This window comes from Cognatilysobacter xinjiangensis (genome assembly GCF_014651995.1).
GTDB lineage: Bacteria > Pseudomonadota > Gammaproteobacteria > Xanthomonadales > Xanthomonadaceae > Cognatilysobacter > Cognatilysobacter xinjiangensis.
In genome coordinates this window covers 315,199-328,423 of sequence record NZ_BMXY01000003.1, presented here as the reverse complement: position 1 = coordinate 328,423, position 13,225 = coordinate 315,199, and the positions used below count along the sequence as shown (strand labels likewise).

The following is a 13,225-nucleotide window of genomic DNA, read 5'->3' as shown; positions in this document are numbered from 1 at the left end:
GGCCGTTAGCCTTCGCGCGTGATCCGATTCCTTCCCCTCTGCCTGCTCGCCGGCACCGCCGCCGCGCAGGCCCAGGACGCGTCCCGCGCTGCGGTCGAACTCGACCGCGTGCAGGTGATCGCCACCCGCGCGCCGCGCGCCGTCGAAGCCACGCCCGCGGCGGTATCGGTGCTGCAGGGCGACGCGCTCGACACCGCCGGCCACGGCGCGACCCTGTCGGAAACGCTCGCCGGTGTGCCGGGCGTGCTGGCGCGGCCGCGGCAGAACTGGGCGCAGGACGAGCAGATCTCGATCCGTGGCTTCGGCACGCGCGCGAGCTTCGGCATCCGCAGCGTGCGGCTCTACGTCGATGGCATCCCCGCGACGATGCCCGACGGGCAGGGCCAGGTTTCGCACTTCCCGCTGGGCGAGGCGCAACGCATCGAGATCCTGCGCGGGCCGTTCGCCGCGCTGTACGGCAACGGCGCGGGCGGCGTGGTGCAGCTCTGGACGGAAGACGGTGGCGACCCCGAGCGCGTCGGCCTGCGCGCGTCGGCCGGCGATTTCGGCAGCCGGCGCATCGGCGCGAACCTGCGCGGCGCGGCGGGCGACGTCGATTACGCGGTCGCTGCCTCGCGCTTTTCCACCGACGGCTGGCGCGCGCATTCGCGCGCCACGCGCACCGGCGTCAACGCCAAGCTGGCGATGCCGCTGGCGGGCGGGCGGCTGACGCTGGTCGGCAACGGATTCGATTCGCCCGACGTCGAGGACCCGCAGGGCCTCACGCGCGAGCAGGCGCTGGCCGATCCGCGCCAGGCCAGCGCCGGCGCGCTGCGTTTCGACACGCGCAAGACCGCGCGCCAGCTGCAGCTCGGCGCGATCTTCGACCGTGACTTCGGCGACGACGCGCTGCGCGTGCTCGCCTACGGCGGCCGCCGTCGCGTCGAGCAGGTGCTGTCCACGCCGCCCGAGGCGCAGCGCAGCCCGTTGAGTGCGGGCGGCTGGGTCGACCTCGAATCGCCGTTCGCCGGCATCGACGCGCGCTGGACCTGGCATCGCGAACTCGGTGCGCGTCCGCTCGAGGTCGTGCTCGGCCTCGACGTCGAGCGCCAGCGCCAGTCGCGAGCAGGTTATGAGAACTTCGTCGGCGACGTCGCCGGCGTTCGCGGCGCACTGCGGCTGCGGCAGGAAGACCGCGTCGAATCGGTCGATCCCTACCTGCAGGCGACATGGGACTTCGCGTCCGCGTGGAGCCTCAGCGGCGGCCTGCGTGCCACGCGCGTGACCTTCGAATCGGACGACCGCTTCGTCACCGCGGCCAATCCCGACGACAGCGGGCGCACGCGCTATTCGGCGCTGTCGCCGGTGCTGGGCGTTACCTGGCGGCCGAACGCGATGCTGTCGCTCTATGCCTCGGCCGGGCGCGGCGTGGAGACGCCGACCTCGAACGAACTCGCGTATCGCAGCGATGGCGGCAGCGGCCCGAATTACCTGCTGCGGCCGATGCGCCTGCGCAATGCGGAAGTCGGCGCGCGCGTGGCGCGCGGCGGCCTGCGCGGCGAGCTCGCGCTGTTCCAGGCCGACGCGCGCGACGAGCTGGTGGTGAACACCAGCGTCGGCGGACGCACCTCGTTCCGCAACGCCGGGCCGACGCGGCGACGCGGCGTCGAGGGCGCACTGCGGCTGCCGCTGGGTGAGCGCTGGCGGCTGGATCTCAGCGGCACCTGGCTCGACGCCGAGTTCCGCGCGCCGTTCGCGTCCTGCACGGGTACGGGCTGCACGTCGCCCGCGATCGTCGAGGCGGGCACGACGCTGCCCGGCATCCCGCGCACGCAGGCGTATGCGGCGCTGCGCCGCGGTGGGGCGACAGGCTGGCAGGCGCAGGTCGACGCACTGCACGTCGGTGGTGTGAGCGCGACGACGGCCGGCGACGTACGCACCGACGGCTACGTGCTGCTGGGCGCGAGCGTCGCCTGGGCTTTCGACGGTGCGCACGCGCGCGGCCGTGTGTTCGCCGGCGTGGCGAACCTCGCCGACCGCCGCTACATCGGCTCGGTAATCGTCAACGACGGCAACGGGCGCTATTTCGAGCCGGGCGCAGGACGCACGTTCACGCTCGGTGTCGAGGCGCACTGGGGCGACTGAGCCTCACGCCTGCGGAACACCGCGCGTCGAACCGGCGGGTACGATGCTCGTCCCCCATTGCACGAGTCCCGCGCCGATGAAATCCCGTGCCGCCGTCGCCTTCGCTCCCGGTGAACCGCTGAAGATCGTCGAGATCGACGTCGCGCCGCCGCGCGCGGGCGAGGTGCTGGTGCACATCACGCATACCGGCGTCTGCCATACCGACGCGTTCACGCTGTCCGGCGACGACCCGGAAGGCCTGTTCCCGGTGGTGCTGGGCCACGAAGGCGCGGGCATCGTGGTCGAGGTCGGCGAGGGCGTGACCAGCGTGAAGCCGGGCGACCACGTGATTCCGCTGTACACCGCCGAATGCGGCGAATGCCTGTTCTGCAAGTCGAACAAGACCAACCTGTGCGTGGCGGTGCGCGCCACGCAGGGCCGCGGCGTGATGCCGGACGGCACCTCGCGCTTCTCCTACGAGGGCCAGCCGCTCTACCACTACATGGGCTGCAGCACCTTCAGCGAGTACACCGTCGTCGCCGAGGTTTCCTTGGCCAAGGTGAACCCGGATGCAAACCCCGAGCACGTCTGCCTGCTCGGCTGCGGCGTCACCACCGGTATCGGCGCGGTGCACAACACGGCGAAGGTGCAGGAAGGCGATTCGGTCGCGGTATTCGGCCTCGGCGGCATCGGCCTCGCGGTCATCCAGGGTGCGCGCCAGGCGAAGGCGGGCCGCATCATCGCGATCGATACCAACCCGTCGAAATTCGAGATGGCGAAGCAGTTCGGCGCCACCGACTTCGTCAATCCGAGGGACTTCGACAGGCCAATCCAGCAGGTGATCGTCGAGATGACCGGCTGGGGCGTCGACCATTCGTTCGAATGCATCGGCAACGTCAACGTCATGCGCGCGGCACTCGAATGCGCGCACCGCGGCTGGGGCCAGAGCGTGATCATCGGTGTCGCCGGCGCGGGGCAGGAGATCAGCACGCGGCCGTTCCAGCTGGTCACCGGTCGCACGTGGAAGGGCACCGCGTTCGGCGGCGTGAAGGGCCGCAGCCAGCTGCCGGGCATGGTCGAGGACGCGATGCGCGGCGACATCGAACTCGCGCCGTTCGTGACCCACACCATGCCGCTCGACGACATCAACCGCGCGTTCGACCTGATGCACGCGGGCGAGTCGATCCGCAGCGTGGTGCACTTCTGATGCAGCGCATCGAGCGCCATGCGTCCTTCGGCGGCTGGCAGGACGTCTACGAGATCGAATCGGCTACGCTCGGTGTCAAGACGCGCGTCGGCGTCTACCTGCCGCCGCAGGCGATCGAAAGGCCCTGCCCCGTCGTGTACTGGCTGTCGGGCCTGACCTGCAGCGAGCAGAACTTCATCACCAAGGCCGGCGCGCAGCAGCACGCGGCCAGGCACGGACTGATCCTCGTCGCGCCCGACACCTCGCCGCGTGGCGAGGGCGTGCCCGATGCGGACGGCTACGACCTCGGCGTGGGCGCGGGCTTCTACCTCGATGCCACGCAGGTACCGTGGAATTCGCACTACCGCATGCACGACTACGTGGTGCACGAGTTGCCGGCGTGGGTGGAGGCGAACTTCCCCGCCAGCGACGCGCGTGGCATCGCTGGTCACTCGATGGGCGGCCACGGCGCGCTGGTGCTGGCGCTGCGCAATCCGGGCCGGTACCGCAGCGTGTCGGCGTTCTCGCCGATCGTCGCGCCCACGCAGGTGCCATGGGGCGAGAAGGCGTTCTCCGCCTACCTCGGCGACGACCGCGACGCCTGGCGCGAGTGGGACGCCTGCGCGCTGATCGCGGATGCGCGCGAGCGCCTGCCGCTGCTGGTCGACCAGGGCCTGGCCGACGAATTCCTCGAGAACCAGCTGCGCCCCGAGTTGCTGCGCGAGGCCTGCGAAGCGGCCGGCCATCCGCTGGAGCTGCGCCTGCAGCCCGACTACGACCACAGCTACTACTTCATCGCCAGCTTCATCGGCGAGCACCTCGCGCACCACGCCGAGATGCTGCGCGGCTGACGCGGCGCATCGACGGCGTGGGATGCATCGCCGCCGTCGGCCTTCGCCTTACGGCGCCGGCACGTGCACGCGCCGGCGCACGGCCCGCAGCAGCGCGTAGACCAGCACCAACACGCCCAGCGAGATGGCGATCGCGCGCCATTCCTCGGCCTTCAGCGTGGTGCAGATCGCGGCCATGATCGCGAAGCCTACGATCGGCATCAGCATGCCGCCGGGCAGTCGGAACGGCGCGCCGCGCTCGGCGATGCCGCGTCGCTGCAGGCGCCATGCGGCCAGCGCCACCGACGCGTAGACGATGCAGATCGCGCCGCCGGACACGGCGGCCAGCGCGTCGAAGCTGCCGCCGACGGCGAGCAGGCAGGCCAGCCCCGCATGCGTGGCGAGGCCCAGCACGGGCACGCGATAGCGCGGGCTGGCGCGGCCGAATACCGCGGGCAGGTAGCCGTCGCGACCGAGCGCGAACAGCAGGCGCGAGGAGCCGAGCAGGTTGCCCAGCAGGAACCCGGCCATCGACACGCAGGCGGTGACCAGCAGCAGCGTGCGGCCGACGCCGAAGATCGCACCCGCGGTGTCGGCGATCGGCACCGGGCTGGTCGCCAGCGCGCTGCCGAGCACGCCCTGCCCGACGATCTGCAGCCCCAGGTACAGCGCCACCACGATCAGGATCGCGACCACCGTCGCGCGCGGCACCGTCCTGGCCGGATCGTCGAACTCGCCGGACGGCACCAGCGCGGTCTCGAGCCCCGAGTACGCGAACATCACCAGCACCAGCGAGCCGCCGAGTGCGGCGAGTGACGGCACATCGCCCGGATCGAAGCTCACCTGCCCCCAGTCCACGAACGGCAGGCCGATCAGCACCAGCAGCACCAGCGGCGCGAGCTTGATGCCGGCCAGCGCGGCGATCGCGCGCGAGCCGAGCTTCACCCCGAACGCGTTCAACGCGAACAGCGCCGCATAGGTGCCGATGATCAGCGCCGCGCGCGCGCCGCTGCTGTCGAAGGCGGGCGCGAGGCTCGCCACCTGCTGCGAGAACGAGGCCGCCACCGCGGCGCTGGACGCGACGTGGCTGATCCACATCAATGCGCCGCCGACGAAGCCCACGAACGGCCCGAACGCGACCGAGAGATACGTGTACGGCCCGCCGGTGGCATGCGTGCGGCTGCCCGCGGCGGCGAAGCACAGCGCGATCGGCACGATCGCGAACGCGCCGGCGATCAGCGCGAGCGGCGCGGCGATGCCGACCCCGCTCGCGAGCGCGCCGGGCATGCGGAAGATGCCGCCGCCCACGGTCGAATTGACGATCGCGGCGGCGAGCACGAGCGTGCCGATGGCGCGCACGAGCGCGGCGTCGCCCTGCAGCGGGCGCGGAAGCGGGGACGATGTGGACACGGGCGGGCCGGCAGTGGATTCCGTGGCGAGCGTCGCACGCTGCGTTGCGGCCTGCAGCAGGGGCCGCTGGAAAGCTGGAGTAGCATCGACGGCCACTTTCCGGAGCCGCCGCATGCGCCTCATCGTGCCGACCGCCGCCCTCGTCGCGGCCCTCGCCCTCCCCGCATCCGACGCGCACGCGGCCGCCCGCCCCGAGGTCGATGCCGCGGCGCAGGCGGTGCAGCCGCAGGTGGTCGCCTGGCGTCGCGACTTCCACCAGTTCCCCGAGCTTTCCAACCGCGAGGCGCGCACCTCGCAGAAGGTCGCCGAGGCGCTGCGGAAGATGGGCCTGAAGCCGCGCACCGGCATCGCGCACCACGGCGTGGTGGCGATCATCGAAGGCGGCAGGCCCGGGCCGAAGCTCGCCCTGCGCGCCGACATGGATGCGCTGCCGGTGACCGAGCGCGTCGACCTGCCGTTCGCCTCGAAGGTGACCACGCAGTTCAACGGCCAGACCACCGGCGTGATGCACGCCTGCGGCCACGATGCGCATACCGCGATCCTGCTGGGCATCGCGCAGTCGCTGGTGAAGATGCGCAAGGACCTGCCCGGCCAGGTGATGCTGGTGTTCCAGCCCAGCGAGGAAGGCGCGCCCACCGGCGAGAAGGGCGGCGCCTCGCTGATGCTGGAAGAAGGCGTGTTCGCCGACTTCAAGCCCGACGCCGTGTTCGGCCTGCACGTGTTCTCGTCGATCCAGGCCGGCCAGATCGGCGTGCGCCCGGGGCCCGAGATGGCCGCGTCGGACCGCTTCGAGATCGTGGTGAAGGGGCGGCAGACGCACGGCTCGCGGCCCTGGGGCGGCGTCGATCCGATCGCCGCGGCGGGCGAGATCGTCACCAGCGCGCAGTCCATCGTCGCGCGCCGCACCGACATCGCGAAGCTGCCGGTGGTGGTGAGCTTCGGCGCGATCCACGGCGGCATCCGCTACAACATCATTCCCGACGAGGTGCGCCTGATCGGCACCATCCGCACCTTCGACGAGGCCATGCGCCAGAAGGTGTTCGCCGATCTCAAGAGCGTCGCCACGCACGTGGCCGCCGCGCACGGCGCGACGGTGGAGGCGAACGTGCCGGACATCGACGGCAACCCCGTCACCTACAACGACCCCGCGCTGACCGCGCGCATGCTGCCGAGCCTGAAGGCGGTGGTCGGCGAAGCCAACGTAATCGAGCCGCCGCTGCAGATGGGTGCGGAGGACTTCTCCTATTTCGCCAAGGCCGCGCCGGGCCTGTTCTTCTTCGTCGGCGCCACTGGTGAAGGCATCGATCCGCAGACCGCGCCCAGCAACCACTCGCCCGAATTCAAGCTCGACGAGCGGTCGCTGGACATCGGCCTGCGCGCGATGCTGCAGGCCACGCTCGACTTCCTCGACACGCCGAAGGCCTGACATGACCGACGCCGCCATCCCGCTCGGTCGCCACGTCGACTATCCGACCACCTACGACGCGACGCTGCTGTTCCCGATCCCGCGCGCGCAGGGCCGCGACGCGATCGGCATCGCCGCGCCGCTGCCGTTCACCGGGCACGACCGCTGGCATGCCTACGAGCTGTCCTGGCTCGACGCGCGCGGCAAGCCGCACGTGGCCACCGCGACCATCGGCGTGCCGGCCGACACACCGAACCTGATCGAGTCGAAGTCGCTCAAGCTCTACCTCAACTCGTTCAATTCGACCGCGTTCGACAGCTACCAGGCCGTGCGCGACCGCATCGCCGCCGACCTGTCCCAGGCCGCCGGCGGCGAGGTGTCGGTGGCGTTCGGCCTGCCGCCGGTGGATCGCCCGCGCGCGGACGTGCTGCTGGATACCATCGAGACCGACATCGCGCACTACGGCCCGCCGGACGCGACGCTGCTCGCGCTCGATGCCGCGCGCGGCGAGGTCGAGGAAACGCTGACCAGCGAGCTGCTGAAGTCGAACTGCCCGGTCACAGGCCAGCCGGACTGGGCACGCGTCACCATCGCCTATCGCGGCGCGGCGCTCGACCACGCGAGCCTGCTGCGCTACATCGTCTCGTTCCGTGACCACTGCGAGTTCCACGAGCAGTGCGTGGAGCGCATCTTCGCCGACATCAGCGCGCTCGCCGCGCCGTCGCAGCTGTCGGTGGAAGCGCGCTACACGCGCCGCGGCGGGCTCGACATCAATCCCTGGCGCGCCACGCCCGGCACGCCCGCGCCGGCGGCGGCCCGCGACGAGCGGCAGTAGCGTTCACGCCCGTGTCCCGCCGCGTTAACGCGGCCGGGCGCAGAGTCGGACCCCTCTCTCCCCGCTGGGGCAAGCAGGCGCGACGCAGGTCGCGCCTTTTTTTTCGACCGCGCACGGCCGGCGCACTACCATGGCCGCCCTTGCCGTCCCCGAGTGCCGCCATGAAAGTCGCCCCGCCGCTGAACGACGACCAGATCGAACGCCTGTCCGAGCTGCTCGACACGCGCGCCGTGCCGTTCAAGGGCTTCAACCTCGAGGCGCTCGACGGCTACCTCACCGCGCTCGCGCTGTCGCCCGAGGCGGTGCCGTTCGAGGAATGGGAACCGGCCGTCTGGGGCAAGCCGCCGCGCTGGGCCGACGAGGACGAGGCCCGCGACATCCGCGCGCTGCTGGCCACCCATGCCGCCACTGCCGAGCAGCGCGTGCGCTACGGCGACGAGGACCTGCCCGACGCGCTCGCGCCGCTGCTGTGGCTGCCGGAGAACCTCGACGAGCACGACGACGACGAACTCGACGTCGGCCGTGACTGGGCGATGGGCTTCTTCACTGCTGTCGAGCTGCGCGAGCCGGCATGGGAAGGCTGGCTCAACGACAACGAGTGGATCGAGGAGATCTTCGACCTGCTCGACCGCCTCGCCAGTGGCGAGGTCGTCGGCGAGGACCCGACCCAGCCCGGCGAGCCGGTCACCTACAAGCAGCGGCTGGAGATCATCGCCAGCCTGCCGGGCATGCTCAACGACCTGCACCACCACCGCATCGAAGCGCTGACCCCGCGCGAGCCGATCCGCCGCGAAGCCACGCCCGAGCGCAACGAGCCCTGCCCCTGCGGCTCGGGAAAGAAGTACAAGAAGTGTTGTGGGGCGACGGGCAACGTATAGACGCGAAGCGTCCCGCTGTCCGTGGCGCCATCGCGACCAGCGATGCCGGATCGCTCCGATCTCACTGCATCCCAATAGCCGTCGTCCCACGGCGGCGCACGCGATTGCGAACGGAAATGATCGGACACGATCGCGTCGCCTGGAGCACGCCGCATTCCGTTGTCGTGAGCGGCATCGCAACCAGCGATTGCCGGCGTTCTCCGCATCGTGACGCTTCGATGAGGCGGCCTCACGGCTTCGAACGCCACTGCGAACGGCAATGGTGCGGCACGATCGCGCTCCATCGAACGCAGGTGTTCTGCCGCCAGCGAGCCCGATGAACGAGGGCCGGCGGGGCGGTTCGCACCTCGAACAGGCACCGCGTGTCGCCCGGCTCAGCATCGCGAACCGCGATGGCCGCGCGTCGTAGTCGGGAGATCTGCCGGGGCTCCGCCAGCAGTACCGAGACCCCTTGCAGCGATGCCCGGTCCCGACCATCGGCGTCCATGCCGCTCGCACCGACCGGACCGCCATCCAACCGGCCCGCCGCAACGCAGCGGCTGCGCGGCGCGCCCGCGCACGTCGTGACCTCGACGGCTGCCGAGGCCACGACGTCCCTTCAGCCGTTATTGCCCGTGCGTCGCGAACGGCGTGGTGCGCCCGTCCGCCTCGATGCGCTCGACCGTGTAGCGCTGCACGCGGCCGTCCGGCACCTCCATGCCCGGGGAGCCAAGCGGCATGCCGGGCAGGACAAGGCCGCGCGCATCGCCGCGCTCGGCGAGCAGGCGCTTGATGTCGGCGGCGGGCACGTGCCCTTCGATGACCAGTCCGGCGATCTCGGCGGTATGGCAGCTGCCCTTGCCCAGCGGCACTCCCAGCCGCTTCTTCACGGGCTCGAGGTCCTCGCGCTCATCGACTTGCACGGTGAACCCGGCCTTGCGCATGTGCTCGACCCAGCCGGTGCAGCAGCCGCAGGTCGGACTCTTGTGCACGAGCACCGGAGGCAGCGCGCGGGTGGCGGGCATCGCGGCGGCGGCCTTCGATACGGCCGTGCGACCGCCCGGCGTTGCGGCCGCCTTCGGCGATGCGGTGGCACGCGGCGCCGAGGCGGCGGGCACGTCGGTCGGCGCTGCGCAGGCGGTGAGGGCAGGCAGCGCCAAGCCCAGACCGATCAGCAGCAGGGCGTGGAGCGAACCGCGCCCGTCGCGCGATGGGCTCGACGCCGAGGGCGCTGACGGGGCGGCCACGGTGCACGCGGGCGCGCCGGGTGGAATCGTTCGGAACATGATCATCTCCAGTGAATGCGAATGCACGGCGGGCGATCGTTATAGCCCGCGCGGTACGGTGGCCGCTCCTTATCGACACGGCCCGGGGGATGGATGCGGCCGGCACGAACGCGATCGACCGACACGTCGCGGTACACGCCAGCGAAGGCTAGAACGACAGTCGCAGGCCGGCGACGATGCGCGTGTCGCGCACCGCCTCCCCGTCCTCGCGCCGGTAGTCGGCGGTGCCGCCGAACGCCCGATCGACCTCGAGGCCGACGTAGGGCGCGAAACCGCGCGTGATCTCGTAGCGCAGCCGCGCGCCGGCTTCGACGGTGGCGAGGTCGCTGCCGCGATGCAGGGCGGGATCGTCGCGGCCGAAGGCTTCCGCTTCCGTGCGCCACTGCAGGATCCAGCGATTGGTGAGCAGCGTGTCGTACTCGGCCTCCACGCGCATCGCGGTGCGGCCGCCGCTGCCGACATACGCGGTTGCGCGCACTTCGAACTTGTAGGGCGCCATGCCCTGCAGGCCGACCGCCGCCCAGGTGCGCGACGGGCCTTCGCCGACATCCTTACGGACGCCGCCGACCACGTCCCACCACGGCGTCACCAGCCGGCCGTACAGAAGCTCGACGCGCGCCGCTTCGAGGCCGCCGCCGTCGCCATGCGCATCGGCGCGCAGCCAGGCGCGATGGATGTCGCCGCCGTACCAGCCGGTGACCTCCGTGGCGTAGCCGTCGGCATCGTCGGCTTCGAGCCGGTCGACGCGCAGGAAGCCGTGGCGCGTGCGGTCGTGCGCGGCATGGCCGGCGACCGGCGGAAACGCCGCGGCGCGGTCGGCGTCGGTGACCGCCGGGATGGGCGTGCGCGGCTGCGTGGTGGCTTCCGCGGGTGACCACGCGGGTATCGCGTAGTGCGCGCCCGGATCGACGGATGCGGGTTGCGCGCGTGCCGCGGGGGTTACGCGATGCGCGGCATGGGGGTCGGGCGCGGTGTCGTGGCGTTCGTGTCCCGCATGCGCGTCGTGCGGCCTGCCGGCTTCGAATGCGGGGCCCGCGGGTGCGCCCGGTGCTGGCACCCCGTCGACGTGTGCATTTGATTCGGCACCCAGCGTCGTCGCATCGCCAGGTGATGGCGATGGCGACGCATCGCGGTGCGCGGCATGCCGATCCGCAGCGGCGGCATCGTGGTCTGCGTGCGCCGCATGGGCGCCCGACCGCGCAGCGGCCGGAGGCGCGTGAGCGGCATGTGCCGATGCGTCATTCGCGGGGTGCGTATCGGCATCATGCGCGGCGGCTGCGGAAACGCTCTGCGATTGCCGTGTCGCGCGATGCGCCGCATGCGGATCGGGCGCCGGCTGCGACTGCGGCGCGGCGTGCACCTGCGCATCGGCGTGGTGCTGCGCAGGCGCCGGCCACGCGATGGCGAGAACGAGCAGAGGCATGGCCTTCATTCGCGCACCTCCACGGTCCGCATCATTCCGGACTCCATGTGGTAGAGCAGGTGGCAGTGGTAGGCCCAACGGCCGAGCGCGTCGGCGGTGACGCGATAGCTGCGGCGCGAGCCCGGCGGCATGTCGACGGTGTGCTTGCGCACCATGAACGCGCCGTCGTCGTCCTCGACGTCGCTCCACATGCCGTGCAGGTGGATCGGGTGCGACATCATCGTGTCGTTCACCAGCACGATGCGCAGGCGCTCGCCGTACTTGAACGCGAGCGGCGCGCTGTCGCTGAACTTCTGGCCGTCGAACGACCAGGCGAAGCGCTCCATGTGGCCGGTGAGGTGCAGCTCGACGCTTCGGCCCGGCTCGCGGCCGTCGGGGTCGCCGGACAGGCTTTTCAGCATCGAATAGCTGAGCACGCGGCGGCCGTTGTCGCGCAGGCCGTTGCCGGGATCCTCGAGGCGCGAGGTCGGCGTCATCGCCTGCCCGTCCACCAGTGGATTGCCGCGCTCGCTGGCCGGATGCGACTGCATCGGCATGCCGCCGTGCATCGACTGATCCGTCGCCGGCATGGCGTGCGCGGAATGATCGACCGGCGCCGGCATCGCATGCGCGCCGTGGTCCATGCCCGCCATGGCGTGGCCGGCATGCGCATCGGGCGTCGCGGCCGGCATCGCAGGGGCGCCGTGCGTGCCGTGGTCCATCGCCATGTCGCGCATGGTCAGGATGGGGCGCGGATCCAGCGGCGGCACCGGCGCGCGCAGGCCCTCGCGCACCGCGAGCGTGCCGGACACGAAGCCGGTGCGCGCCGAGTCCTGCGCGAACAGCGTGTAGGCGTCCTGGCCCGAGGGCCGCACCAGAACGTCGATGGTCTCGGCCGCGGCGATGCGGAATTCGTCGACGCTCACCGGGTGCACGTACTGGCCGTCGACGGCGACCACGGTCATCTCGAGGCCGGGAATGCGCACGTCGAAATAGGTCATCGACGCGCCGTTGATGAAGCGCAGCCGCACGGTTTCGCCCGGCGCGAACAGGCCGGTCCAGTTGCCCGGGCCGGTCGTGCCGTTCATGAGGTAGGTGTAGGTGTTGGCGTTGACGTCGGAGAGGTCGCTCGGCGTCATGCGCATGCGGCCCCACATACCGCGGTCGGCGAGCGTGGCGTGCAGCCCGTCGCGCGAGGCGTCCCGCGCGAAGTCGCCGACGGTGCGCCGGTAGACGTTGTCGTGGCCCGGCATGCGCTTGAGCCGCGCGAACAGTGCCGCGGGCGTGAGGTCGGTCCAGTCCGAGAGCAGCACCACGTGCTCGCGCTGGTAGGCGAACGGCTCGGGGCCGGCGGGATCGATGATCAGCGCCCCGTACAGCCCCGCCTGCTCCTGCATCGCCGAGTGCGAGTGGTACCAGTAGGTGCCGGCCTGGCGCACGTCGAAGCGGTAGACCCAGGTCTCGCCGCGATGGATGCCGTCGAAGGAGATGCCGGGCACGCCGTCCATGTTCGCGGGCAGGAGGAGGCCATGCCAGTGGATCGAGGTGTGGTGGCCGTGCACCGAGCCCGCGGGCAGCGCATTGCGCACGCGCAGCGTCACGGTGTCGCCTTCGCGGAAGCGCAGCGCGGGCGCCGGCAGCGAGCCGTTGACGGTGACCGCGGGGCGCACGCGGCCGGTGTAGTCGACCGGCGTTTCGCCGATCACGAGGTCGAAGTCGGTGCCGCGAAGCTCGGGCACGCGCGGCGCGGCGGCGAAGGCGGGCAGTCGCGCGCCGAGCGCGAGCGCGGCGCCGCCGGCGGCCAGGCCCTGCACGAAGCGGCGACGCGACGGCGACGGAACGCCCGCGGCGCGGGCGTCCGGAAAGTCGAACAGCATGGGATTCACTCCAGAAAGGCGGAAGGGACGGCCC

Annotated in this window: 11 protein-coding genes; 7 read left to right on the top strand and 4 right to left on the bottom strand. The window is 71.6% G+C overall.

All coding sequences use genetic code 11. The features are described 5' to 3' along the window. Window positions 1-18: 18 nt before the first annotated feature. The 3 genes from IE066_RS12325 to fghA all read left to right on the top strand — a co-directional run bounded on the left by IE066_RS12325 (window position 19) and on the right by fghA (window position 4,140). Window positions 19-2,124, top strand: a complete 2,106-nt coding sequence (locus IE066_RS12325) for a TonB-dependent receptor family protein (protein ID WP_189450312.1) — start codon at window positions 19-21, stop codon at window positions 2,122-2,124. A gap of 76 nt (window positions 2,125-2,200) precedes the next feature. After that, on the top strand, window positions 2,201-3,310 hold the full coding sequence (locus IE066_RS12320; RefSeq protein ID WP_189450310.1) for an S-(hydroxymethyl)glutathione dehydrogenase/class III alcohol dehydrogenase: 1,110 nt from the start codon (window positions 2,201-2,203) through the stop codon (window positions 3,308-3,310). Continuing rightward, the gene (gene fghA, locus IE066_RS12315; protein WP_189450307.1) at window positions 3,310-4,140 is read left to right on the top strand and encodes an S-formylglutathione hydrolase; all 831 of its coding nucleotides are present in this window, start codon (window positions 3,310-3,312) and stop codon (window positions 4,138-4,140) included. The genes IE066_RS12320 and fghA overlap by 1 nt, the downstream gene beginning before the upstream one ends. A gap of 48 nt (window positions 4,141-4,188) precedes the next feature. Here fghA and IE066_RS12310 read toward each other — a convergent pair whose 3' ends face one another. Further along, window positions 4,189-5,529, bottom strand: coding sequence for an APC family permease (locus IE066_RS12310; protein WP_189450305.1), 1,341 nt, complete (start codon window positions 5,527-5,529; stop codon window positions 4,189-4,191). A 112-nt stretch (window positions 5,530-5,641) separates the two neighbouring features. Between IE066_RS12310 and IE066_RS12305 the strand changes: the two genes are divergently transcribed. From IE066_RS12305 to IE066_RS12295, 3 genes are all read left to right on the top strand, one after another. Beyond that, window positions 5,642-6,955 carry an amidohydrolase gene (locus tag IE066_RS12305; RefSeq protein WP_189450303.1) on the top strand — a complete coding sequence of 438 codons (1,314 nt, stop codon included), beginning with the start codon at window positions 5,642-5,644 and terminating at the stop codon, window positions 6,953-6,955. A 1-nt stretch (window position 6,956) separates the two neighbouring features. Then, window positions 6,957-7,769 carry an NADPH-dependent 7-cyano-7-deazaguanine reductase QueF gene (gene queF, locus IE066_RS12300; RefSeq protein WP_189450301.1) on the top strand — a complete coding sequence of 271 codons (813 nt, stop codon included), beginning with the start codon at window positions 6,957-6,959 and terminating at the stop codon, window positions 7,767-7,769. Window positions 7,770-7,930: 161 nt separating this feature from the next. Next, window positions 7,931-8,647, top strand: a complete 717-nt coding sequence (locus IE066_RS12295; RefSeq protein WP_189450299.1) for a UPF0149 family protein — start codon at window positions 7,931-7,933, stop codon at window positions 8,645-8,647. Between the two features lie 605 nt (window positions 8,648-9,252). Here IE066_RS12295 and IE066_RS12290 read toward each other — a convergent pair. Beyond that, window positions 9,253-9,912 carry a DUF411 domain-containing protein gene (locus IE066_RS12290; protein ID WP_189450296.1) on the bottom strand — a complete coding sequence of 220 codons (660 nt, stop codon included), beginning with the start codon at window positions 9,910-9,912 and terminating at the stop codon, window positions 9,253-9,255. Window positions 9,913-10,060: 148 nt separating this feature from the next. Continuing rightward, window positions 10,061-10,969 (bottom strand): copper resistance protein B, encoded by a 909-nt coding sequence (locus IE066_RS12285; RefSeq protein ID WP_189450295.1) that lies wholly within the window; start codon window positions 10,967-10,969, stop codon window positions 10,061-10,063. Between the two features lie 84 nt (window positions 10,970-11,053). On the opposite strand from IE066_RS12285, the gene IE066_RS12280 reads away from it, so the two are divergent. Further along, window positions 11,054-11,389, top strand: a complete 336-nt coding sequence (locus IE066_RS12280; RefSeq protein ID WP_189450293.1) for a hypothetical protein — start codon at window positions 11,054-11,056, stop codon at window positions 11,387-11,389. Here the strand turns inward: IE066_RS12280 and IE066_RS12275 are convergent. After that, window positions 11,341-13,191, bottom strand: coding sequence for a copper resistance system multicopper oxidase (locus tag IE066_RS12275; protein WP_189450291.1), 1,851 nt, complete (start codon window positions 13,189-13,191; stop codon window positions 11,341-11,343). The two genes, IE066_RS12280 and IE066_RS12275, sit on opposite strands and share 49 nt — an antisense overlap. Window positions 13,192-13,225: the final 34 nt, after the last annotated feature.

Excerpts from the sequence above, each read along its gene's own strand:
- IE066_RS12320 (WP_189450310.1), top strand. The coding sequence starts at position 2,201 with ATGAAATCCCGTGCCGCCGTCGCCTTCGCTCCCGGTGAACCGCTGAAG.
- fghA (WP_189450307.1), top strand. The coding sequence starts at position 3,310 with ATGCAGCGCATCGAGCGCCATGCGTCCTTCGGCGGCTGGCAGGACGTC.
- IE066_RS12305 (WP_189450303.1), top strand. The coding sequence starts at position 5,642 with ATGCGCCTCATCGTGCCGACCGCCGCCCTCGTCGCGGCCCTCGCCCTC.
- queF (WP_189450301.1), top strand. The coding sequence starts at position 6,957 with ATGACCGACGCCGCCATCCCGCTCGGTCGCCACGTCGACTATCCGACC.
- IE066_RS12295 (WP_189450299.1), top strand. The coding sequence starts at position 7,931 with ATGAAAGTCGCCCCGCCGCTGAACGACGACCAGATCGAACGCCTGTCC.
- IE066_RS12290 (WP_189450296.1), bottom strand. The coding sequence starts at position 9,912 with ATGTTCCGAACGATTCCACCCGGCGCGCCCGCGTGCACCGTGGCCGCC.
- IE066_RS12280 (WP_189450293.1), top strand. The coding sequence starts at position 11,054 with ATGCCGATCCGCAGCGGCGGCATCGTGGTCTGCGTGCGCCGCATGGGC.
- IE066_RS12275 (WP_189450291.1), bottom strand. The coding sequence starts at position 13,191 with ATGCTGTTCGACTTTCCGGACGCCCGCGCCGCGGGCGTTCCGTCGCCG.